The 22,235-nt window shown below is 65.7% G+C and carries 15 protein-coding genes and 1 pseudogene; 6 read left to right on the forward strand and 10 right to left on the reverse strand.

Features of this window, described 5'->3' with window-relative positions:
* Window positions 1-49 precede the first annotated feature (49 nt).
* Window positions 50-1,141 (forward strand): GGDEF domain-containing protein, encoded by a 1,092-nt coding sequence (locus tag MKK04_RS14535; protein WP_241105604.1) that lies wholly within the window; start codon window positions 50-52, stop codon window positions 1,139-1,141.
* A gap of 116 nt (window positions 1,142-1,257) precedes the next feature.
* Here the strand turns inward: MKK04_RS14535 and MKK04_RS14540 are convergent, their stop codons facing one another.
* Both MKK04_RS14540 and MKK04_RS14545 read right to left on the reverse strand, forming a co-directional pair.
* Window positions 1,258-2,556, reverse strand: coding sequence for an ATP-binding protein (locus tag MKK04_RS14540; RefSeq protein WP_207832533.1), 1,299 nt, complete (start codon window positions 2,554-2,556; stop codon window positions 1,258-1,260).
* A 6-nt stretch (window positions 2,557-2,562) separates the two neighbouring features.
* The gene (locus tag MKK04_RS14545; protein ID WP_003259958.1) at window positions 2,563-3,264 is read right to left on the reverse strand and encodes a response regulator transcription factor; all 702 of its coding nucleotides are present in this window, start codon (window positions 3,262-3,264) and stop codon (window positions 2,563-2,565) included.
* Between the two features lie 272 nt (window positions 3,265-3,536).
* Between MKK04_RS14545 and MKK04_RS14550 the strand changes: the two genes are divergently transcribed.
* From MKK04_RS14550 to mobA, 3 genes are all read left to right on the forward strand, one after another.
* Window positions 3,537-4,712, forward strand: a complete 1,176-nt coding sequence (locus MKK04_RS14550; RefSeq protein WP_207832532.1) for an efflux RND transporter periplasmic adaptor subunit — start codon at window positions 3,537-3,539, stop codon at window positions 4,710-4,712.
* A gap of 11 nt (window positions 4,713-4,723) precedes the next feature.
* A complete protein-coding gene (locus MKK04_RS14555; RefSeq protein ID WP_233694500.1) occupies window positions 4,724-7,852 on the forward strand; it encodes an efflux RND transporter permease subunit in 3,129 nt (1,042 codons plus the stop codon).
* A 61-nt stretch (window positions 7,853-7,913) separates the two neighbouring features.
* Window positions 7,914-8,489: a molybdenum cofactor guanylyltransferase MobA gene (gene mobA, locus MKK04_RS14560; RefSeq protein WP_233694499.1), complete on the forward strand. Its 576-nt coding sequence runs from the start codon at window positions 7,914-7,916 to the stop codon at window positions 8,487-8,489.
* 129 nt (window positions 8,490-8,618) lie between these two features.
* Here mobA and MKK04_RS14565 read toward each other — a convergent pair whose 3' ends face one another.
* The 5 genes from MKK04_RS14565 to peaA form a co-directional block, all read right to left on the reverse strand.
* Entirely contained in the window at window positions 8,619-10,292 is a 1,674-nt protein-coding gene (locus tag MKK04_RS14565) for a fatty acid CoA ligase family protein (protein ID WP_241105605.1), read from the reverse strand.
* 139 nt (window positions 10,293-10,431) lie between these two features.
* The gene (peaD, locus tag MKK04_RS14570) at window positions 10,432-11,553 is read right to left on the reverse strand and encodes a quinohemoprotein amine dehydrogenase subunit beta (protein ID WP_063914252.1); all 1,122 of its coding nucleotides are present in this window, start codon (window positions 11,551-11,553) and stop codon (window positions 10,432-10,434) included.
* Window positions 11,554-11,585: 32 nt separating this feature from the next.
* Window positions 11,586-11,909 (reverse strand): quinohemoprotein amine dehydrogenase subunit gamma, encoded by a 324-nt coding sequence (qhpC, locus tag MKK04_RS14575; RefSeq protein ID WP_004375838.1) that lies wholly within the window; start codon window positions 11,907-11,909, stop codon window positions 11,586-11,588.
* 1 nt (window position 11,910) lies between these two features.
* Window positions 11,911-13,341 (reverse strand): quinohemoprotein amine dehydrogenase maturation protein, encoded by a 1,431-nt coding sequence (peaB, locus tag MKK04_RS14580; RefSeq protein ID WP_025339352.1) that lies wholly within the window; start codon window positions 13,339-13,341, stop codon window positions 11,911-11,913.
* Between the two features lie 49 nt (window positions 13,342-13,390).
* Window positions 13,391-14,956, reverse strand: coding sequence for a quinohemoprotein amine dehydrogenase subunit alpha (peaA, locus tag MKK04_RS14585; protein ID WP_207838209.1), 1,566 nt, complete (start codon window positions 14,954-14,956; stop codon window positions 13,391-13,393).
* Window positions 14,957-15,450: 494 nt separating this feature from the next.
* On the opposite strand from peaA, the gene MKK04_RS14590 reads away from it, so the two are divergent.
* Together MKK04_RS14590 and MKK04_RS14595 are read left to right on the forward strand one after the other, a co-directional pair.
* Window positions 15,451-16,944, forward strand: a complete 1,494-nt coding sequence (locus tag MKK04_RS14590) for an aldehyde dehydrogenase family protein (RefSeq protein WP_046614337.1) — start codon at window positions 15,451-15,453, stop codon at window positions 16,942-16,944.
* Between the two features lie 153 nt (window positions 16,945-17,097).
* Window positions 17,098-18,411, forward strand: coding sequence for a hypothetical protein (locus tag MKK04_RS14595; RefSeq protein WP_241105606.1), 1,314 nt, complete (start codon window positions 17,098-17,100; stop codon window positions 18,409-18,411).
* 138 nt (window positions 18,412-18,549) lie between these two features.
* Here the strand turns inward: MKK04_RS14595 and qhpG are convergent.
* The 3 genes and pseudogenes from qhpG to MKK04_RS14610 form a co-directional block, all read right to left on the reverse strand.
* A pseudogene (gene qhpG / locus MKK04_RS14600) lies at window positions 18,550-19,841 on the reverse strand (flavin-dependent monooxygenase QhpG).
* Window positions 19,834-20,511 (reverse strand): subtilisin-like serine protease QhpE, encoded by a 678-nt coding sequence (qhpE, locus tag MKK04_RS14605; protein WP_207833375.1) that lies wholly within the window; start codon window positions 20,509-20,511, stop codon window positions 19,834-19,836. Before qhpE ends, qhpG begins: the two are co-directional and overlap by 8 nt.
* A complete protein-coding gene (locus MKK04_RS14610) occupies window positions 20,501-22,234 on the reverse strand; it encodes an ABC transporter ATP-binding protein (protein ID WP_233687655.1) in 1,734 nt (577 codons plus the stop codon). The genes qhpE and MKK04_RS14610 overlap by 11 nt, the downstream gene beginning before the upstream one ends.
* Between the last annotated feature and the right edge of the window lies 1 nt (window position 22,235).

Genomic DNA, 22,235 nt, shown 5'->3' on the forward strand with positions numbered 1-22,235 from the left:
CCCGCGAAAGGGCCAGGCCTGGTAAAGCAGTACTCTCAGGAGCCCAGCGATGTTCAAGACCATCGAAGCCCACGTTCGCAAACAGGTCGCCCCCGCCGCCCTGCGCGCCGAATTCCGCCAGCACGAATTCGAAGCCATGCGCCCGTTCTGCCTGCTGGTGTTCTGCGTCAGCATCCTGATCTGGCTGGTGTTCGACCTGATCGTCAGCTTCCTCGGCGGCCAGGGTTTCACCTGGCTGTCCTATCTGTTCATCACCCTGCTCATCAGCCTCACCGTGGTGTTGCGCTTTACCCGTCGCAGCCATCACTTCGACGTGCTCAACCTGCTGTTCATCGCCACCATCACTGTGGGCATGCGCCTGGTGATCGATGGCATCCCGGTGACCCTGCGCCCGGTGTGGCTGGTACTCGGGGTCTCCACCGTGCTGTATGCGGTGTCGGTGCTCCCGGTTCGGCGCTGGTCGTTCTTCTGTGCCATGGCCATCACCTGGTTGGTGCTTAACCCGTTCTACCACACCCGTATCGAAGCGGACGCGCTCGAAGGCGCCATGCTGTTCAGCTACGCGGTGTTCCTCAGCGGCCTGGTCATCTACAGCTACCTGCAGATGCGCAAGGCCAAGCTGCACAACTTCTATCTGTCCAAGGTGCTGCTGGAACAGGCCTATGTCGACGCCCTGACCGAAATCCCCAACCGCCGCTCGTTCATGGCCCAGGCGGGCCGACAGCTGCGCCTGGCAACGGCCGAGCAGTACCTGGCGATGATCGACATCGACAACTTCAAACGGGTAAATGATCGTTTCGGCCATGACGTGGGCGATGAAGTGCTCAAGCGCGTGGCCCTGCATATCAAAGTGAGCATGGCCGGTTACGAGTTTGCCCGACTGGGCGGTGAGGAGTTCGCGATCTTTTTCCACGGGCTGGACCAGCAAGGCGCCGAGCAACGGGTGGCGGCGTTGTGCCAACGGGTGCGCGAGGACGTTGGCGAGCACCCGGTGACTATCAGCATCGGCCTGGCCCGGGTGGACCAGGGCGACAGCCTGACAACGGCGCTGGTGCGCGCCGACCAGGCGCTGTACGAGGCCAAGCACAGTGGCAAGGACCGCTTTGTGCTGTGGTCCAGCCAGCTGGCAGAGCAGGGTTAGCAGGCCCGGCCCTTTCGCGGGTAAACCCGCTCCCACAAGTGCGCCACAGTGGTTGAAATCTGTGCGGTCCTTGTGGGAGCGGGTTTACCCGCGAAAGGGCCGGCACAGGCAACCCATCACCCGGCAGGCAAGCGAATCCGGAACTGTGCCCCACCCAGCGCCGACTGCGCCACGGTCAAGGTGCCGCCTTGCCCCTCGATCGCCCGCCGGCTGATCGCCAACCCCAAGCCAAACCCGCCGGTATTGCGGTCGCGGCTACGGTCCAGGCGGTAGAACGGCTGGAAAATCCGTTCGCGCTCCTCCACCGGAATACCAATCCCGTCATCCTCGACCGTCACCAGGCAGGCACCATCCTCTTCCAGGCGCAAGCGCAGCAACAGGCTCTCGTCGCAGTAACGCATGGCATTGCGCACCAGGTTCTGCACCGCCCGTGCCGTCAGCCGCGGGTCCAGCACAAAACGCGGCAAATCACCCTCGGCCCGCACCTCCCACTGGATACCCCGGCCATCGAGTTCCTCGGCAAAGCCACCGAGCACGCTGTCGACCAGCTCCAGCAACGACACCTCGACCCGCTCGCGGGCCTGGTCGGCGTTGTACAGCCGGCTGTAGGACAACAGCTCCAGCACCAGCTCATCCAGCTCCCGCACATGCCCCACCAGCCCCAGCAGGCGTTTGCGGCTGGCCGGCGGCACTTCGTCGAACAGCAGCACCAGGCCGAAATCCAGCCGGGTCAGCGGCGTGCGCAGCTCGTGCGACACTGCATTGAGCAGCTCGCGCTGCTGGTTGACGTGGCGCTCCAGGTCACTGGCCATGGTGTCGAACACCCCGGCCAGCTCACCGATGTTGGAGTGCGGTGAAATGTGCGTACGCTCGGCCATCTGCCCCTGGCCCAGGCGCCGGGCGGTTTCCTTGAGGCGCTCCAGGTCGCGCCAGTGCGGCCATACCCACAGCAGCAGGCAGCCGAGCATGGCCGCACCGATCAGTACGGTCACGCCCCACGACAGCACGTTGATGTCCAGCGGGTCTGGCGGTGAGTGCAGGCGCACCAGCCATTCCTTGTCCAGCGGCGCCAGCACCGTCTCGTAATAACCCCATTCGGCAATGCGCACGGCGTACAGGCCGTGCTCCAGGCGCGCCTGCTCATCCTCGCTCAAGTCGGCCTGGTCCATGCGCAGCAGCTGCAGTTCCAGCGGCGCGAAATCACTGGCCAGCTCCTGCTCCACTGCCGGCCACTGCTCGCGCGGGGCCTGGCGGAACTGGCGCACGATCAACGACTGCACGCCCTTGGCCTGGTCCAGGTTGTAAGCCATGAAGCGGTCCTGGAACAGGCCGACGATGGTGTCAGGGATGAACAACAGCGCACCGGCATAGGCGACGATGATCACCAGGTACAGCCGCACCAGTATCTTCAGCATGGGCGGTCAGCACTCCCACTCGACGCGGCTGAACAGGTAGCCCTTGCCCCACACGGTCTTGATCTTGCGCGCTTCGCCGGCGTTATCGTCGAACTTGCGCCGCAGCTTGGAGATGGCTACATCCACCGAGCGGTCAGTGCCGTTGAACTCGATACCACGCAGCTGCTGCAGGATGCGGTCGCGGTTCAGCACTTCGCCAGCATTGCGCGCCAGTACCACCAGCAGGTTGTACTCGCCGCTGGACAGCTCCACCTCTTCGCCGCGCCAGCTCACGGTGCGCTCGGCCAGGTCGATGCGCAGGCCACCGATCAGGATCAGGTCGTTGTCCAGGCGCGGCTCGTTGACGCTGCTGCGGCGCAGCAGGGTGCGCACGCGGGCCAGCAGCACACGCGGCTCGCAGGGCTTGGTCACGTAGTCGTCAGCGCCCATTTCCAGGCCCAGGACCTGGTCGTGGCTGTCATCGCGGGCGGTCAGCATCAGGATCGGCAGGCCCTGCGACTCCTGGCGCAGCAGGCGGCACAGCTGCAAGCCATCGATGCCCGGCAGCATCAGGTCGAGGATGACCAGGTCAGGCTTTTGCCGACGATACTCGTCCAGCACATGATCGCCACGGGCGATCACCTGAACATGGAAGTCGTTGCGTTGCAGGTAACTGGCGATCAGCTCGGACAGGGCGCTGTCGTCTTCGACCAGGAAAATATTCGGCATAGGCGCTTGGGAATCTGGGTTGAGGTAGGCCTTGCCGGCCTCTTCGCGGGTAAACCCGCTCCCACAGGGACCACACAGGTTCCAGATGCTGTGCGGTCCCTGTGGGAGCGGGTTTACCCGCGAAGAGGCCGGCACAGGAATACTCAGGATATAGAACACTACAGGTAGACAGGATTGTTCTTCACACTTTTTCACACTCGTCCTACAGGTATTAACAGCCACCCAAGGAACGCCTGCCGTAGCATACAGGCGGTCATCATCGGAAGATCCGTATGTCTACTACCCTCCCCCCACGCCTGCGCCCATTGGCGCTTCTGGCGTTTCTGAGCCTGTCCCTGGCCGGCTGCGACGACAGCGCCGAACAGGATGAGCAAGCCCCCACCCCGCAAGTGCGGGTGGAAACCCTGCAACTGCAGCCACTGGCCATCAGCAGTGAGCTGAGCGGTCGCATCCTCGCGCCGCGCACCGCCGAAGTGCGCGCGCGGGTCGCGGGCGTGGTGCTCAAGCGGGTATACCGCGAAGGCAGCGACGTCAAGCAGGGCGATGTGCTGTTCCTGATCGACCCGGCACCGTTCAAGGCCGACCATGACAGTGCCCGCGCCACCCTGGCCAAGGCCGAGGCCACCCTGTACCAGGCGCGCCTGCAAGAGCAGCGCTACCGCGAGCTGGTCGACGACAAGGCCGTCAGCCGCCAGGAATACGACAACGCCAAGGCCAGCTACCTGCAGGCCGATGCCGCAGTGGCCGAGGCCAAGGCCGCCCTGGAGCGCGCCCGCCTCAACCTCGGCTACGCCACCGTGACCGCGCCGATTTCCGGCCGTATCGGCCGCGCCCAGGTCACCGAAGGTGCGCTGGTCGGGCAGAACGAGACCACGCCGCTGGCGACCATCCAGCAACTGGACCCGATCCACGCCGATGTCACCCAGTCGACTCGCGAACTCAACGCCCTGCGCCGCGCCTTGCGTGCAGGCGAGCTGCAGCAGGTCGGTGACGGCCAGGCCCGTGCCACGCTGATCCAGGACGACGGCAGCACCTACCCGCTGCCGGGCAAGCTGCTGTTCTCCGACATCAGCGTCGACCCCAGCACCAACCAGATCACCCTGCGCAGCGAGTTCCCCAACCCGGACCTCGACCTGCTGCCCGGCAGCTACGTGCGCGTGCGCCTGGAGCAGGCTGTTCAGCCCAAGGGCCTGAGCGTGCCGCAGCGCGCCATCCTGCGCGACAGCGCCGGCGTGCCCAAGGTGCTGGTGGTCGACCCGCAGGCCCGGGTCAGCGACCGCCAGGTCGTACTGGGCAGCGCCCAGGGCGACCGCTGGATCGTCAGCGAAGGCCTGGCCCCCGGCGAGCAGGTAGTGGTCGAGGGCCTGCAACACGTCAAGGCCGGTGACCAGGTGCAGGTCGACAACGCATCAGGGGCACCGCCCATCGCACAGCACACTGGCCAGTGAGGGCCTGACTCATGCCGCAATTCTTCATCGACCGCCCGGTATTCGCCTGGGTGGTCGCCCTGTTCATCCTGCTGGCCGGTGCCCTGGCCATCCCGCAGCTGCCGGTGGCCCAGTACCCCAACGTGGCACCGCCGCAGGTGGAGATCTACGCCGTGTACCCGGGCGCTTCGGCGGCGACCATGGACGAGAGCGTGGTCAGCCTGATCGAGCAGGAGCTCAACGGTGCCGACAACCTGCTGTACTTCGAGTCGCAGAGCAGCCTGGGCAGCGCCACCATCACCGCCACCTTTGCCCCGGGCACCAACCCGGACCTGGCCCAGGTTGACGTGCAGAACCGCCTGAAGGTGGTCGAGTCGCGCCTGCCACGCCCGGTGACCCAGCAGGGCCTGCAGGTGGAAAAGGTCTCCACCGGCTTCCTGCTGCTGGCCACCCTCACCTCCGAAGACGGCAAGCTCGACGAAACCGCCCTGTCGGATATCCTCGCGCGCAACGTGATGGACGAGATCCGCCGCCTCAAGGGCGTCGGCAAGGCCCAGCTGTACGGTTCGGAACGTGCCATGCGCATCTGGATCGACCCGCGCAAGCTGATCGGCTTCAACCTTACGCCCAACGACGTGGCCGAGGCCATCGCCGCGCAGAACGCCCAGGTGGCCCCCGGCAGCATTGGTGACCTGCCCAGCCGTAGCACCCAGGAAATCACCGCCAACGTGGTGGTCAAGGGCCAGCTGAGCAGCCCCGAGGAGTTCGCTGCGATTGTCCTGCGCGCCAACCCGGACGGTTCCACGGTGACCATCGGCGATGTCGCCCGGGTCGAGATCGGTGCCCAGGAATACCAGTACGGCACGCGCCTGAACGGCAAGCCGGCCACCGCCTTCAGCGTGCAGCTGTCGCCGGGCGCCAACGCCATGGAAACCGCCACCCTGGTGCGGGCGAAGATGCAGGACCTGGCGCGCTACTTCCCGGAAGGCGTCAAGTACGACATTCCCTACGACACCTCGCCATTCGTCAAAGTGTCGATCGAGCAGGTCATCAACACCTTGTTCGAAGCCATGCTGCTGGTGTTCGCGGTGATGTTCCTGTTCCTGCAGAACCTGCGCTACACCCTGATCCCGACGCTGGTGGTGCCGGTGGCGCTGATGGGGACCTTCGCCGTGATGCTCGCCATGGGCTTCTCGGTCAACGTGCTGACCCTGTTCGGCATGGTGCTGGCCATCGGCATCCTGGTCGACGATGCCATCGTGGTGGTGGAAAACGTCGAGCGGATCATGGCCGAGGAAGGCCTGCCGCCCAAGCAGGCCACGCGCAAGGCCATGGGCCAGATCAGCGGCGCGATCGTCGGTATTACCCTGGTGCTGGTGGCGGTGTTCCTGCCCATGGCCTTCATGCAAGGCTCGGTGGGGGTGATCTACCAGCAGTTCTCGCTGTCAATGGCCGTGTCGATCCTGTTCTCTGCGTTCCTGGCGCTCAGCCTGACCCCGGCGCTATGCGCCACCCTGCTCAAACCCGTGGCCAAGGGCGAGCACCATGAACGCAAGGGCTTCTTCGGCTGGTTCAACCGCCGCTTCGAAGGCATGAGCAACGGCTACCAGCGCTGGGTGATGCAGGCGCTCAAGCGCAGCGGCCGCTACCTGCTGGTATACGCGCTGCTGCTGGCGGTGCTGGGCTATGGCTTCAGCCAGCTGCCCACGGCGTTCCTGCCCACCGAAGACCAGGGCTACACCATCACCGACATCCAGCTGCCGCCAGGTGCCAGCCGCATGCGCACCGAACAGGTGGCGGCACAGATCGAGGCGCACAACGCCGAGGAACCGGGCGTGGGCAACACCACCTTGATCCTGGGTTTCAGCTTCTCCGGTAGCGGGCAGAATGCGGCACTGGCCTTCACCACGCTCAAGGACTGGTCCGAACGCGGTGCCGACGACAGCGCCCAGTCGATCGCCGACCGCGCAACCATGGCCTTCACCCAGCTCAAGGACGCCGTGGCCTACGCTGTGCTGCCGCCGCCGATCGATGGCCTTGGCGAGTCGACCGGCTTCGAGTTCCGCCTGCAGGACCGCGGCGGCATGGGCCATGCCGAGCTGATGGCCGCCCGCGACGAGCTGCTGGCCAATGCCACCAAGAGCAAGGTGCTGACCAACGTGCGCGAAGCCTCGCTGGCGGAAAGCCCGCAGGTGCAGCTGGAAATCGACCGCCGCCAGGCCAATGCCCTGGGCGTGTCGTTTGCCGATATCGGCACGGTGCTGGACGTGGCCGTAGGTTCCAGCTACGTCAACGACTTCCCCAACCAGGGCCGTATGCAGCGGGTGGTGGTGCAGGCCGAAGGCGACCAGCGCAGTCAGGTCGAAGACCTGCTGAAGATTCACGTGCGCAACGACAGCGGCAAGATGGTGCCACTGGGCGCATTCGTCCAGGCCAGGTGGGTCAGCGGCCCGGTACAGCTGACCCGCTACAACGGCTACCCGGCGGTGTCGATTTCCGGCGAGCCGGCAGCCGGCTACAGTTCGGGCGAAGCCATGGCCGAAATCGAGCGCCTGGTGGCTCAGCTGCCGGCCGGCGCCGGCCTGGAATGGACTGGCCTGTCGCTGCAGGAACGGCTGTCCGGCAGCCAGGCACCGATGCTGATGGCGCTGTCGTTGCTGGTGGTGTTCCTGTGCCTGGCAGCGCTGTACGAAAGCTGGTCGATCCCCACGGCAGTACTGCTGGTAGTGCCGCTCGGCGTGCTCGGTGCGGTGCTGGCGGTGACCCTGCGCGGCATGCCCAACGACGTGTTCTTCAAGGTCGGCCTGATCACCCTGATCGGCCTGTCGGCGAAGAACGCCATCCTGATCATCGAGTTCGCCAAGAGCCTGACCGACCAGGGTGTCGATGCCGTCGATGCCGCCGTGCAGGCCGCGCGCCTGCGCCTGCGGCCGATCGTGATGACCTCGCTGGCGTTCATTCTGGGCGTAGTGCCATTGGCCATCGCCAGCGGCGCCAGTTCGGCCAGCCAGCAGGCGATCGGCACCGGCGTGATCGGCGGCATGCTCAGCGCCACCCTGGCGGTGGTGTTCGTGCCGGTGTTCTTCGTGGTGGTGATGCGCCTTGCCAAGCGATACCAGGCGGGTAATGCCGACACGCAGGCCGTGACCCGCGAAAGCTGACTGGACAAGCCCCGCGTGAAATGGGAGGGTTCCCGGCAATGACTGCCCGGAACCCTTTTTCATGCCTGATGCCCTGCCCTCCTGCTCCATCCTCATTCTCGCCGGTGGCCGCGGCCAGCGCATGGGCGGCCGTGACAAGGGCCTGCTCGACTGGCAGGGCGAACCGCTGGTGGCGCATGTGCAACGCGTGGTACGGCCACTCAGCGATGATCTGGTGATTTCCTGCAACCGTAATCAGGAGGCCTACCGGGCGTATGCCGACCAGTTGGTGGGCGATGCCGAGGCTGACTACCCCGGGCCGCTGGCGGGGGTGATTGCCGGGCTCAAGGTGGCGCGGCATGAATGGGTGGTGCTGCTGGCCTGTGATGCGCCGCTGGTTGACCGGGAGTTGATCGAGGACCTGCTGCGCTTGGCGGTGGCCAGTGACAGTGCGGCCATGGTGCGCCAGGGTGGGTACTGGCAGCCAATGTTCAGTGTGCTGCCACGCCGGGTATTGCCGGTGCTGGAGCAGGCCTGGGCGGCGGGTGAGCGGAGTTTGCAGAAGGCCTTGCTGCGTGAGGCCGTGCAGGGGCTGGCATGTGCCGACGATGATCGCAGGTTGAGCAACTTCAACAGCCCGGAGTTGTTGCAAGGCTGAGGTCATCTACTGCCTGTGTTGGCCTCTTCGCGGGCACGCCCGCTCCCACAGGTTCTCCACTGCTCTTGAGGCCTGTGCAGTACCTGTGGGAGCGGGTTTACCCGCGAAGAGGTCGGTACAGGCAACACATCACCCGGCAGACAGCTCCTCGACACTGATCTCGCGCATGCGGAACTTCTGCACCTTGCCGGTCACCGTCATCGGGAACTCATCGACAAAGCGGAAGTACCGGGGCACCTTGAAGTGCGCAATCCGCGCCTTCGCCCACTCGCGCAGTTCCTCCGCGCTGGCCGTATGCCCCGGGTGCAGCCGCACCCAGGCCACGATCTCTTCGCCATACTTGCTGCACGGCACGCCAATCACCTGCACATCGGCCACCGCCGGGTGGGTGAAGAAGAACTCTTCCAGTTCGCGCGGGTAGATGTTCTCGCCGCCACGAATGATCATGTCCTTGCTGCGCCCGACAATACGCACATAGCCCTGCTCATCCATCACCGCCAGGTCGCCGGTGTGCATCCAGCCTTCTTCATCGATGCTTTCGGCCGTGGCCTTGGGGTTGTTCCAGTAGCCCAGCATCACGCTGTAACCCCGCGTGCACAGCTCGCCGATCTCGCCACGCGGCACGGTGTTGCCGTCAGCATCGATCACCTTGTTCTCCAGCCGCGGCTGGGTACGCCCGACGCTGGTCACGCGGCGCTCCAGGTCGTCGCTGGCGCCGGTCTGTAACGACACCGGGCTGGTCTCGGTCATGCCGTAGGCAATCTGCACCTCGGCCATGTGCATCTCGCCGATAACCCGGCGCATCACTTCGATCGGGCAGGTGGCACCGGCCATGATCCCGGTGCGCAGGCTCGACAGGTCGAACTCGCCACGCTGCGGGTGGTCCAGTTCGGCGATGAACATGGTCGGCACGCCATACAACGCAGTGGCCTTTTCTTCCGCCACCGCACGCAGGGTGGCCAGCGGGTCGAAGGCGTCGTTGGGGTAGATGAGGGTAGTGCCGTGGGTCATGCAGCCGAGATTGGCCATGACCATGCCGAAGCAGTGGTACAACGGCACCGGTACCACCAGCCGGTCATGCTCGGTAAGGCCCAGGCTTTCACCGACCATGTAGCCGTTGTTGAGGATGTTGCTGTGGCTGAGGATGGCGCCTTTGGGGAAACCGGTGGTGCCCGAGGTGTACTGGATGTTGATCGGGTCGTCGCCGCGCAATTGTGCCTGGCGCTCGGCCAAGGCTTCACGGCTGACGGCGTGCGCTCGGGCTTGCAGGTCGTGCCAGGCGAGGAAGCCCGGCGGTGGCGCGGCGGCCAGGCTGACCACGCCGCGCAGCTCGGGGAAGCGCTCGCAGATCAGGTTGCCCGGCTGGCCGCTGGCCAGGCCCGGGACCAGGCCCAGCAGCATGGCGTGGTAATCGGAGGTCTTGAATGCGTCGGCGCAGATCACCCAGCGGCAGCCGGACTGGCCAAGGGCGTAGTCCAGTTCGCTGGAGCGGTAGGCCGGGTTGATGTTGACCAGGATTGCGCCGACCTTGGCGCTGGCGAACTGGGTAATGCACCACTCTGCGCAGTTGGGCGCCCAGATGCCGAGGCGGTCACCGGGCTGCACGCCCAGCGCCATCAGCGCGCGGGCGTGCTGGTCGACGGCTGCGGCCAGTTGCCGCCAGCTGTAGCGCAGGGCCTGGTGGCGGACTACCAGGGCTTCGCGGTCGGGGAAGCGGGCGACGGTGGTGTCGAAGGCGTCGCCGATGCACTGGGTAAGCAGGGGTTTGTCCTGATTGCCCTGGGAGTAGCTTGGCTGGGGCATGGGCGGTCTCTTGTTGTTCTTGTGTTGATTGAGCGGGCCTCTTCGCGGGTAAACCCGCTCCCACAGGGACCGCACCACATTCAGCCCCTGTGGAGCTCCTTGTGGGAGCGGGTTTACCCGCGAAGAAAGCAACACCGGTTTAACGGATGAACACCTGCGGCGTAGTGGTGGACATGTCGCCACCCGGCAACTTGATGTTCTTCACCTTCTCCAGCGTATCCGGGTTGAACACCGCCAGGTCGTTGAAGGTGCCACCCAGGTACAACTTGTCGCCCTTCTTGTCGAAGGCCACGCAGTAGTAAGTGTGGTCCAGATTCGCCGCCTTGATCAGCTTGCGCTGTTTGAGGTCGTACTTGGCCAGGCGGTTGAGCACGCCGTAGATCTGGTTCGGGTCTTTCGGCGAAACCAGCCCGGTGAAGTACAGCTCGGTCAGGTCGGCGAACTCCTGGGTGTGAGTCTTGCCGGTCTTCAGGTCGACGCTCAGGTAGCCATACAGCAGCTCGGCGGTGGCCGGGTCCTGCTTGTCATCCTTGAACCTGGCAATGGTGTACAGCATCGAGAACTCGTGGCGCGGGCTCTGGTGCGGCCAGAAATACAGCACGTCCGGGGCGCTGTAGCCTTTACGGTTCCAGTTGCGCAGCGGCAAGGCTACCGTGTACTTGCCGGTCTTCACGTCCATCTTGTAGATGTCCGGCCCGGCGACGTACAGGCTGCCATCGTCCGCCGCACGCATCAGGTACACCTGGCGCGGCATCGGGAAGGTGCGTACCGGCTTGGCCTCAAGGCCATCGGCGGTGCTGAACACCTCCAGCCGTGGTGGCTTGACCACGTAGTGGTCGTTCAGGCGCTGGGTCGGGTTGACCGTGGCGTACACCTCCTTGCCGTCCGGGCTGATGGCGAACGAGTACATCGACCGGCCCACCTCACCCGGCACGCTGGACAGGTTGGCGTGGAAGGTATTCTTGCAGGTGTCCAGGTCGATGCCGTAGATGTCGCCGTAGTGGTTGTTGAGCACGTAGGCGGTGCGGTTGTCCGGCGCCATCATCGCGGTGCCGGGGCCGAACTTGTCGGGCATGACGCAGCTCTTGTACACCGTGTCACTGGCCACATCGACCACGTGCAGGTTGTTCGGGTAGTTGGTCACGATCATGTATTCGTGGCCAGCCTTCAGCGCCGGCCCGGTGTCGGCGGCCTGTACCAGCCCGGCGCAGGCCGTGGCGGCGATGGTGAGCGCGAGTGACGCGCAGCGTCCAGCTTTCATGCGGTTTCCCCTTGTCGTTCTTGTTGGGCCGGTCACTTGTCTTTCGGGAACACGGTGCCGAGGTTGCGCCAGTCTTCGGCGGAGTTGCTCGCCTGGGCGTTCCAGTCCTGATAGGTGCTCATCATGTCCGGCACCTGGGCCGGCCACCAGCAAGGGTCGGAGCAGCCATACAGGTCGGCCTCCATCGGCTGGCACAGCGAACTCACGCCACCAAAGGCGTCCACTTCCCAGCCCGGGTCGGTGGTGGCGGTGCAGCCTGCCACCGCGCTCATGGCCATGACTTCTTCGACGCGGTCTTCGGCGGCGGCCTGCTCGAGGATGCGCGCCTTGTTGTTCAGGGGCTTCAAGTGCTTCATGTCAGTGCGCCTTCCGCGGGGTGATGTAGCGATCGATGAAGGCCGGGTTGGCGGCCATGATGCGGCTGTAGACTTCAATGCCAAAGTCGACCCAGTCGCGCATCAGTTCGCAATAGTGGTAGGTCGGGTGCTGCGGGTCGCCGTAGCGGGCATAGCTTTCGTGGTAGCAGCCACCGGAGCACAGGTTGCGGATGCGGCAGCTGTCGCAGCCGGTGTTGCTGCGGTCCAGGCGCTGCGACAGGAAGTCGTTGAGCTGTGCCTGCTTCACGCCCTGGTGCACGTTGCCGAAGGTCGGCAGGCTGGAGCCGGTGAAGCGGTGGCACAGGTTCAGCTCGCCCTCGTGGTCCACTGCCAGCATCTTCAGCCCGGCGCCGCACGGCAGGGCCTTCTTGTGGCCTTCGTGGATGTCGGTGATCAACTGGTGCAGGTTGGAGAAGCCGATGTTGCGGTGCTCCAGCGCAGCCTCCAGGTAGCGTCGGCCCAGCGCCTTCATGTTGGCGAACACCTGCACCAGTTCTTCGCCGGTAAGGTTGAAGTTGGCCATGTCGCCGGAGGTAACCGGGGCAAAACCGACTTCAGCGAAGCCCAGCTCGTTGAACAGGTGGTTCCAGATGGTCTCGACGTCGGTGATGCCACGGGTCAGCGTGACCCGCGCCCCCACCGGGCGGCTGTGGTAGCGCGACAGCAGCATGTCGACCTTGCGCCGCACCACGTCATAGGTGCCCTGCCCGCCCACGGTGATGCGGTTGCGGTCGTGCACGGTCTTGGGGCCGTCGATGCTGATCGACAGGCCGAAACGGTGGGCGTTGAGCCAGTCGATGATCTCTTCGGTGAGCAGCGTGGCATTGGTGGTCATGATGAACTCCACCTGCTTGCCCGCCTCGGCGAAGCGCCGCTCGCAGTAGGCAACCATGTGCTCGATCAGCGGCCGGTTGGACAGCGGCTCGCCACCGAAGAACACCACGCTGTAGCGCTCCTCGTCGGGCGACTCCTTGAGCAGCATCTCCACCGAGGCTTCAGCGGTGGCGGTGCTCATCTTCTTACCTGCGGACGGCTTGTCCAGGTCTTCCTTGTAGCAGTAGGTGCAGCTGAGGTTACAGCCGGTGTTGACGTTGAGCACCACGGTGTTCAGCGCAGTGCGCTCGACCTGCTTGAGGGCGATTTCAGGGGTCAGCGGCGAGCCGTCGCTGACCAGTTCCAGCGCGATCAGTTCGCGCAGGGTGTCCTGGATATCGTCGCCGGCAAACTGCTGGCCAAGGCGCTGCATCAGCTCCTCGGCCGAGCAGCCTTGCTGGCGCAGGGTGTCGATGATGCCGCCGGTCACCGCGTCGGCGGTGAACAGCGAACTGCTGGGGATATGGAACAGCATGCGGTCGGCATCGACCTGCACTTCATGCAGGTTGCGTTCGACCAGGTTCAGTAGTGCGCCCATGGCGACCTCCCGATAATCGATCCGTTGGAAAACCGTAAGCCCCCTGCCGTTACGGCAGCGGCGGGTTGTTCCAGCGCTGAACGGTGACGATCATGTGCCCTTCACCCGTCTGGCCACCGTCGGCCAGGGTGGCGATGACCTTCAGGTTGCCAGCGTTGTTGGTCATCATCTTGCGCTCGGGGTTGGGGCCAGCGCCGCCGGGCACGAACACGCCATCAGCCTGCATCTTCCCGGCGAACTTGACGTCTTCGTCCTCGACCGCACGCTCGTTGAACGGCTCGACCTTCCAGCTGGCCGGCAGGTAGCCGATGCGCAGCGGCTGGCCATTGGCGTCCTTGCCCCAGGCTTCGGCCTCGAAACGGCCCTGCACCTTGGGCACCGAGGCGCCGTTTTCGCCGATGCGGGCGATGGAGAATGCCGGCACCACCTTCACTTCCTCGACCTTGTCGTAGACCGCCAGGTTGACGCCCTTGAGCGCACCTACGGCGACTTCGCGCTGGCCAGGCTTGGCATCGACTGCAGCGCGGGCCTTCACCCGTACCAGGGTCGGGGTCTGCTCCAGTACTTCGGTCACCTCCACACCAGCGCCCAGGTCCGGTTTGCCGGCCAGGCCGCTGCCGACCAGGGTGATTTCGCTTTCGCCACCGACCTTGATGAATGCCGGCTGTACCGCCAGCAGGCGCGCCTTGCCCTCCTTCACTGCAGTGAAGTCCAGGCCACGCTCATCGTGGTCGGCCTCGAACATGCGGCCCTTCATTTCGCCATCCAGCGCGGCGAACACCTGGCGCAGGTTGGCGTCGCCGACCTTGACGTTGCCACGCCATTCATAGCCGTTGTAGAGGATCGCCGAGCCACTGCCATTGAACGGTGTGCCGTCGGCATAAGCGCCCTTGACCTCGACCTTGAAGGTGTCGCCCTGGTCAGGCGTGACACTCATCACCCCGCGCACATCGCCCTTGGCCAGCATGTGGCCGCTGAATGCCCACTGGCCCGGCAGCGCATCGGCCTTGGGCCTGGCCTTCTGCCATTCCGCCCACGCCGCGCTTTCCAGCGGGTAGCGCTTGGCAAGGTCGGGCACCACTTGCTGCAGGGCGATCGGCAACCAGTCGCGGTCACGCGCCTGGGCCTGGTATTCGAGGGATGGCCACTGGCCGAGATGGAAGTTGACCAGGTGCTCCCATTCCTTGGCCGGGCGCCGCTGCAAGGCGACACGGGCACCGGAGTGGCAACGGCCACAGGTTTCGCTGAGCCGGGTGTCGAACTGCTCGACGGTGTTCAGCCGGCGCTCCATGGCATAACGCACGCCATCGGTTTCGCTGGGCGCCAGGCCCTGCTTGTCGGCCAGGTACTTGACCAGGGTGCGGCGGTCATCGTCGCTGATCTGCAGGCCGTGCATCACCTGCATGCGGGCGATGCTCATCAGCCAGCCTTCCGGGGTCTTGCGCTGGTGGCTGATACGGCTGTAGGTGTCGTTGCCTTCGGGGATATGGCACCCCATGCACTTGTTCTGCAACAGGCTCGGGCCCTGCTCGGCCGCCATGGCCTGGGTGCTCAGCAGCGCGGCGGCGACCAGCGCCAGTTTGCCCGCATGCCGCCGGAGTCGAGTCGTCTTCAAGGTCAGACCTCCACGGTTGTTGTTCTTATCGTTGTCGCACGCTTTGGTACAGCAGGTGTGCATGTGACAGTTGCGATACAGGAACTGTGCCAGGTGCTGTAAAAATGTTTCCTTTCAAGCTTTTAGCTGGTTTTCCGGGCTTTGCTGCCAGCAGAGATGGCCAATTGCAGCGTGCCATTTCGCGACAGGGTGTTTCATCCTGAGACAGGGGCCTGCTGCGCAGGCCTTCGCGGGCTTGCCCGCTCCTACAGGTATCGCATCGGCCCTAGGCATTGCGCATTCCCTGTGGGAGCGGGCGTGCCCGCGAAGAGGCCGGAACAGCCACTGTTTCACCACCGTCTCACAGCGTCTCAATGTGCAACAGCGCAACCCTGCAATCCCGACCTTGCACCAGGACAAAACCCAACCCGTTCAACGGCTTGCGGCCATCTGCCGACCTTGGCACGCCCATTGCGCCTGTGCCCGTCACATCCAATGACAAGAGGCACCGTCCCATGCTTTCCGAACTGCCCATCCTGCCCGCCACCCGCGCCTTTCTCGAACGCAAGCTGAAGATGCGCATCGGCGCCGACTGGCAGGACGCCGCCAGCGGTCGCACCCTGTCGTTCCGCAACCCGGCCACTGGCGAGGTGCTGGGTGAAGTGCCCGCCGCCGAGGCCGAAGATGTCGACCGCGCGGTGCGTGCCGCACGCCAGGCCTTCGATGATTCGCCGTGGAGCCGCCTGCGCCCGCGCGAACGGCAGAACCTGTTGTGGCGCCTGGCCGACCTGATGGAGCGCGACGCCCGCCAACTGGCCGAGCTGGAATGCCTGAACAACGGCAAGAGCGCCGCCGTGGCCCAGGTGATGGACGTGCAACTGGCCATCGACTTCCTGCGCTACATGGCCGGCTGGGCCACCAAGATCGAAGGTAGCACCGTTGAAGCTTCGATGCCGTTGATGCCCAACGACCAGTTCCACGGCTTCGTCCGCCGCGAGGCGGTGGGTGTGGTCGGTGCCATCGTCGCCTGGAACTTCCCGTTGCTGCTGGCCTGCTGGAAGCTCGGCCCGGCCTTGGCTACCGGCTGCACGGTGGTGCTCAAGCCCGCTGACGAAACACCGTTGAGCGTGCTCAAGCTGGCTGAGCTGGTGGACGAAGCCGGCTACCCGGCTGGTGTGTTCAACGTGGTCACCGGCACCGGCCTGAACGCCGGCGCCGCGCTCAGCCGCCACCCTGGCGTGGACAAACTGACCTTCACCGGCTCCACCGAGGTCGGCAAGCTGATCGGCAAGGCGGCCATGGACAACATGACCCGCGTCACCCTGGAGCTCGGCGGCAAGTCGCCGACTATCGTCATGCCCGACGCCAACCTGCAGGAAGCCGCCGCCGGCGCGGCCACGGCGATCTTCTTCAACCAGGGCCAGGTGTGCTGCGCAGGCTCGCGGCTATATGTGCACCGCAAGCATTTCGACAATGTGGTGGCCGACATCGCCGGCATCGCCAACGGCATGAAGCTGGGCAGCGGCCTGGACCCGGCGGTGCAGATGGGCCCGCTGATCTCGGCCAAGCAGCAGGACCGCGTCACCGGCTACATCGAGCTTGGCCGCGAGCTGGGCGCGACCATCGCCTGCGGTGGCGAGGGCTTCGGGCCGGGCTACTTCGTCAAGCCGACGGTGATCGTCGATGTCGACCAGCGCCACCGCCTGGTGCAGGAAGAGATCTTCGGGCCGGTGCTGGTGGCAATGCCGTTCGATGACATCGACGAAGTGATCGGCATGGCCAACGACAACCCCTATGGCTTGGGTGCGAGTATCTGGTCCAACGACCTGGCCGCCGTGCACCGGATGATCCCGCGCATCAAGTCGGGGTCGGTGTGGGTCAACTGCCACAGCGCCCTCGACCCTGCCTTGCCGTTTGGCGGCTACAAGATGTCCGGCGTCGGCCGTGAGATGGGGGCCGCTGCCATCGAGCACTACACCGAGCTGAAGTCGGTGTTGATCAAGCTCTGATCTTCAGCCTGTACCGGCCCTTTCGCGGGTAAACCCGCTCCCACAGGATCACCACAAGCCTGAACCTTGTGCGATCCCTGTGGGAGCGGGTTTACCCGCGAAGAGGCCGGTACAGGCAACCCCGAAAACAACAACAAAAACATGGAGCACACCATGAGGCACACTCTCGCCTGCACATTGGCCCTGCTGTTCGCCGCCCCCGTCACCCAGGCCTACGAGCTGTACAACCACGACGGCACCACCCTCAACGCCGACCTCGAAGCCCTGTTCGGCGCCTTCCACAGCGACGAAAGCTTCAACCTGGCCGGCAACCGCAAGCCCGGCAGCACCGCCTGGCAGGAAGGCTACGTCAAGTACGGCCTCAGCGGCAGCCAGGCCCTGGCCGACAGCGGCGCGCTCTACGGCGCCTTCAACCTGCTCAGCTCCGCTACCTGGGGCGATGGCGACGCCGCCGGCCTGACCCTGGGTGACGAGCGCCGCACCGCCGTCGAAGACCTGTACCTGGGCTGGCGCTCGGCCAACCTGTTCCCGGCCCTGGGTGAAGACGGCGTGGACATTTCCGGCGGCCGCCAAGTGGTGACCCTGGGCGACGGTTTCCTGATCCAGGGCGACCCGGTGAACCTGGGCAAGGTCGACCTGGGCGCCAACTTCGACCGCGGCGGCGCCTACTACCTGGCCGCACGCAAGGCCTTCGACCGCACGGCCGTGCTGCGCCTGGGCGGCAAGCAAGGCTGGCGCAGCGACCTGATGTGGCTGAAGTCCGACAACCACTACCAGGCCGACACCTCGCTGGCGGTGGCCAACCTGGAACACGTCACCGACGCCGGCACCGTGGGCCTGAGCTGGATCCGCGGCCTCGACGTGGACCAGCGCTACGCGCAGATCATGGGCCTGGAACACCGCGACGGCATGGACACCGCCAGCTTGCGCGGGCGCGGCAACCTGGGGGTGAAAGACCTGGAGCTGGCCGCCGAGTACGTGACCCAGGACAAAACCGGCGGGCGGGAAAACGCCTGGTACCTGGAGGGCAACTGGACCTTCTCCGAACTGCCCTGGTCACACACCGCCACCTACCGCTACAGCCGTTTTTCCGAGGATTTCGACCCGCTGTTCTATGGCCTGAGCCGTGGCTATGGCACCTGGTTCCAGGGTGAAGTGGCGGCCAACTATGCCGGGCCGTTCAACAGCAACAGCCAGGTGCACCATGTGGCGCTCAAGGGCAAACCACGGGACAACCTGACCGTGGGCGCACTGTATTTCGACTTCGATACGCTGGACACCGACCAGGGCAACCTGGGTGGGCGGGAGCTGGACCTGTATGTGGAATGGATGGTCAACGACCACCTGTTGATCAGCCCGCTGGTAGGGTTCTACAAACCGGAGCGCAGTGCGGCCGATGGCGGCACGCAGCTGGGTGGGCGGGATGCCGGGACCTACATGCAGTTGATCGTCGGGACTTTCTTCTGATTCGAGATCCCGGGGCTGCTGCGCAGCCCATCGCGACACAAGGCCGCTCCCACAGGTACAGCGCTGCCCTCAAGGTTTGCGTTAACCTGTGGGAGCGGCCTTGTGTCGCGAAAGGGCCGCAAAGCGGCCCCGGCAATCTCAAGCCAGGCCCTGCTCCAACAACCACCGCCGCACCATTCTCTGCTGCTCCCCCGACAGGCCAGACACCACTGCCTCAAGAGGCCGACCAGCCTGCAACTCCAGCACCACCGGCGCCAGCTCCACCCCTGCAAATGCCAAACCCCCAACGGCTGATCCGCCGTCACCACCACCTCGGCCGCATCCACCAGCCCGTCACGCAACACCGGCCGCCGCTCGACCCTCACCGCGCGCCAGTCCGCCGCCACGTGCAATGCCTGCATGTCCGGCCACCCCTGCCGCCGCGCCCAGAACGGCTGCCCCACCCGCCCCTGCTCCTGTCCATAGAAATCGCGCCCGATCCGGGCAAAGCGCAAAAACAGCTGCTCGATCCGCTGCTGGTGAAACTGCCGCGCCACCCCTGCCCGCTCGGGCCTGCGCAGCAAGGTATTGATCACCACCGGCGCCTGCAACGCCGAAGACAGCGACTGGAAGATCCCGTTGCCCGACAGCGGGTCAACGGCCATCGCGGCATCGCCCACGCGTATCCAGTCCTGCCCGACGCACTCACCGGCCAGAATCGCGGTGCTGCTGCGCGCATGCACCTGTGCCGGTACCAACGCCTGGGCATCGAACAGCTCGGCCACCAGTGCACTGCGAGCACGCCGTGCCGCACAGAAGTCCGCCAACCCGGCCTTGCCCGGCAGCCCGGCGGCGTCCAGGGTGACTTGCCAGTAGCAGCGGCCGTCTTCCAGGCGCGCCATCCACGCCCAACCATCCTCCAGGCTCTCCACCGCCGACGCTGGCGCACCAGGGTTGGCCTGCCAGACATTCAGCAAGCTGACCGTCTCCGGCCCGCGCAGGCGATCTGCGGCAAGCGGGGCCTGGCGGCCTCGGGCTTCGACCAGGAAATCGGCCTGCAGTACCTGCCCATCGTCCAGGCGAACAAGATGACCGCCCTCGTGCGCGACCTCGCGTACCCGCCCCTCGATCACGCTCACACCCGCCCGCTGAAGGTCGTCGCGCAGCGCCCGATCAAAACGTTGCCGGTCGAGCAGAAACTCCTGGTTCAGTTGCAGTTGCTGGCCGTTCCAGTGCACCTGCCGAGTGGCCGGTATGGCCGCCTGGCTCAAGGCACCTCCAAGCCCCGCATGACGCAAGCCTTCAAGCACCCGTTGCGATACCCCCTCGACCGCCGCGAACCGGCGCCACTCGGACACCACCGTGACCGCGTAACCCAGCCGCCGCAGGCCAATGGCCGTGGTCGCCCCCGCAGGGCCTGCCCCCAGCACCACAATGCGCGGTTCAGCCATGGCCGGCACCTCGTCGCTCGGGGCCGGCAAACGCCGCGTGGTGGCGCAACCAGTCATGCACCTGCTGGCAGTCCATGCCTGGCGCCTCACGCAACAACGCCGCAATCCTGCCGCTCAAGGCCGCGCACCCCAGGCTCGCGCCCGCCCTGTCGCCCGTCCCCACATAACCGCCAAAGTCTGCCTGTCGGCTACCCAGCCAAGACCACTGGCCCGGCGCGCACCGGGCATCGCCGGTGACCCGGATCACCCCGGGGTAGTTGGCCGGATACACTGGCCCGCCCTGGGCCGGGCTGGACGCGCACAACAGCACACCCGCGGCCAAAGCCTCGGCGCAGGCCTGGTGCAACACAGGCCGGTCCTGCTGCAGGCCAAGGCTGAGGTTGACCAGCGTAGCCCCCGCCTCCACCAGCCACAGCAGCGCGGCCGCCACCTGCAAGGCGCTGGTGCTGGCCTGGGCGCTGAACACCTGGGCCAGCAGCACGGGCACCGGCCCGGCCTCCCGCTGCAAGCCGGCGAGCACCGCGCTACCGTGCCCAAGCTGGTCGGGCAGCATTTCACCTTCGCGCAGCTGGCCGTCCTCCAGCCAGAAGCGACGCGCGCCCAGCAAGGCGCTGGCCTGCTCCGGCGAGCAGCCACTGTCGATGACACCAACGCGCAAGTCAGTGCCCATGCTTGATCACCTCCCTGGGCAGCACCTGCAACTGGCCATCGTGCAGCTGCAGGTGCAGGTCGGCATCGGCCAGAGTCGAAGCACGGTGGCTGATCAGGATGCGCGTGCGGCCGGCGAATAGCTGGTCGATGGCCGCAATCACTTCGCGCTCGGTGGCTTCGTCCACCGCCGAGGTGGCCTCGTCCAGCACCAGGATCGCCGGCGCCTGCAGCACTGCGCGGGCGATGGCAATGCGTTGTTTCTGCCCGCCGGACAGCTGCTGGCCGCGCTCGCCCAGCAGGCCGTCCAGGCCCAGCGGCAGGCTGTCGACCAGGCTGTCCAGCCGCGCCAGGCGCACCACCCGCTGCAGTTCCGCACGGCTGGCCTCGGGCACGCCGTAGGTCAGGTTCTGCGCCAGGGTGCCACGGAACAGCACGATATCCTGGCTGACCACTGCGATGCGCCGACGCAGCGCGGCCAGGTCCAGCTCGCGCAGGTCGGTGCCATCCAGCAGGATGCGCCCGGCGTCCGGGTCGTAGAAGCGCTGCAACAGGTCGATCAGGGTCGACTTGCCTACCCCCGAGGCACCGCTGATGGCTACCTTGAGGCCACCCGGCACGCACACCTGCACGTTGTTCAGCACCGCGCCCTGGCGCCCTTCATGGGCAAAGCTCACCCCCTCCAGACGCAATTCGCCCGGGCCATCGGGCATGGGCTGCGGGTTGACTGCAGGGCGCACAGCCACGGCCTCCTGCTTCAGTTCCATCACCCGCCCCAGGCTTACCGCCATGCGCTGCACCGCCACGTACAGGCCCAGCAGGCTCTGCACTGGCCCTACCGCCATGCCCATGTAGGTGGAAAAAGCGATCAGCGCCCCCAGTTGCCAGGTACCCTGGATCACCCACCAGCCGCCGACCAGAAACGCGCAGGCGCGGCACCATGAGGTCAGCGTGCCGGGAATGGCCTGGGTGAAGAATTCGGTCACCTGCACCTTGAGCAACTGGCGCATGTAGCCCTGGCCCAGCTGGTCCAGGCGCCCCGCCTCACGGCCTTGCTGGCCGGCGGCCTGGATGAACTTCATCGCTGGCAGGGTTTCGACCAGGAACGACGACACATCCGCCGAGCGTTCGCGCAGACTGCGTACTTCGCGCTCCACCTTGCGCCGCATCCAGCGCAACCACAGCACTTCGATCGGCACCAGTAGCGCCAGCAGCAGTGACAGTTGCCACGACAGCATCAGCATCAACACCACCGCGCCCACCAGGCCGATCACCGCCGACACCGCCGAAAACAGCGAATCCACGGCAAAGCGCTGGATTTCCGCCACATCGCCATCCAGCCGCGAAAGGATGTCACCGATGCGCCGCCGCCCGTAGAACGTCGGCGACAACTGCTGCAGGTGGCGGTACAGGTCATCGCGCAGGGCAAACAGGATTCGCCCCGACAAGCGCGTATGCAGGTAGCGGTTGACCCCGGCCAGCACGGTACCCAGCAGGCCCGCAGCGATCATGATTGCCGCCATGTGCCAGAGGGTCTGGTAGTCCTTGGCCAGCAGCCCCTCGTCGATCAGCGTCTTGACCAGCCAGGGTTGCGCCAGCGCCAGCAACGAGGCGCCCAGCGACAAACCGAGCAACAGGCCGATGGCGCGCCGATGGGGGCGTACGAAGCCATACAGCCAGGCCAACGCCTGGCGCATCAGTACAGGGTCGCTGGATTCCACCAGCCGGGCGAACAGGCCGCCCATG

The organism is Pseudomonas sp. LS.1a (assembly GCF_022533585.1).
GTDB lineage: Bacteria > Pseudomonadota > Gammaproteobacteria > Pseudomonadales > Pseudomonadaceae > Aquipseudomonas.

Coding starts and splice junctions, on each gene's coding strand:
- MKK04_RS14535 (WP_241105604.1), top strand. CDS start 50: ATGTTCAAGACCATCGAAGCCCACGTTCGCAAACAGGTCGCCCCCGCC.
- MKK04_RS14540 (WP_207832533.1), bottom strand. CDS start 2,556: ATGCTGAAGATACTGGTGCGGCTGTACCTGGTGATCATCGTCGCCTAT.
- MKK04_RS14545 (WP_003259958.1), bottom strand. CDS start 3,264: ATGCCGAATATTTTCCTGGTCGAAGACGACAGCGCCCTGTCCGAGCTG.
- MKK04_RS14550 (WP_207832532.1), top strand. CDS start 3,537: ATGTCTACTACCCTCCCCCCACGCCTGCGCCCATTGGCGCTTCTGGCG.
- MKK04_RS14555 (WP_233694500.1), top strand. CDS start 4,724: ATGCCGCAATTCTTCATCGACCGCCCGGTATTCGCCTGGGTGGTCGCC.
- mobA (WP_233694499.1), top strand. CDS start 7,914: ATGCCTGATGCCCTGCCCTCCTGCTCCATCCTCATTCTCGCCGGTGGC.
- MKK04_RS14565 (WP_241105605.1), bottom strand. CDS start 10,292: ATGCCCCAGCCAAGCTACTCCCAGGGCAATCAGGACAAACCCCTGCTT.
- peaD (WP_063914252.1), bottom strand. CDS start 11,553: ATGAAAGCTGGACGCTGCGCGTCACTCGCGCTCACCATCGCCGCCACG.
- qhpC (WP_004375838.1), bottom strand. CDS start 11,909: ATGAAGCACTTGAAGCCCCTGAACAACAAGGCGCGCATCCTCGAGCAG.
- peaB (WP_025339352.1), bottom strand. CDS start 13,341: ATGGGCGCACTACTGAACCTGGTCGAACGCAACCTGCATGAAGTGCAG.
- MKK04_RS14590 (WP_046614337.1), top strand. CDS start 15,451: ATGCTTTCCGAACTGCCCATCCTGCCCGCCACCCGCGCCTTTCTCGAA.
- MKK04_RS14595 (WP_241105606.1), top strand. CDS start 17,098: ATGAGGCACACTCTCGCCTGCACATTGGCCCTGCTGTTCGCCGCCCCC.
- qhpE (WP_207833375.1), bottom strand. CDS start 20,511: ATGGGCACTGACTTGCGCGTTGGTGTCATCGACAGTGGCTGCTCGCCG.
- MKK04_RS14610 (WP_233687655.1), bottom strand. CDS start 22,234: ATGGGCGGCCTGTTCGCCCGGCTGGTGGAATCCAGCGACCCTGTACTG.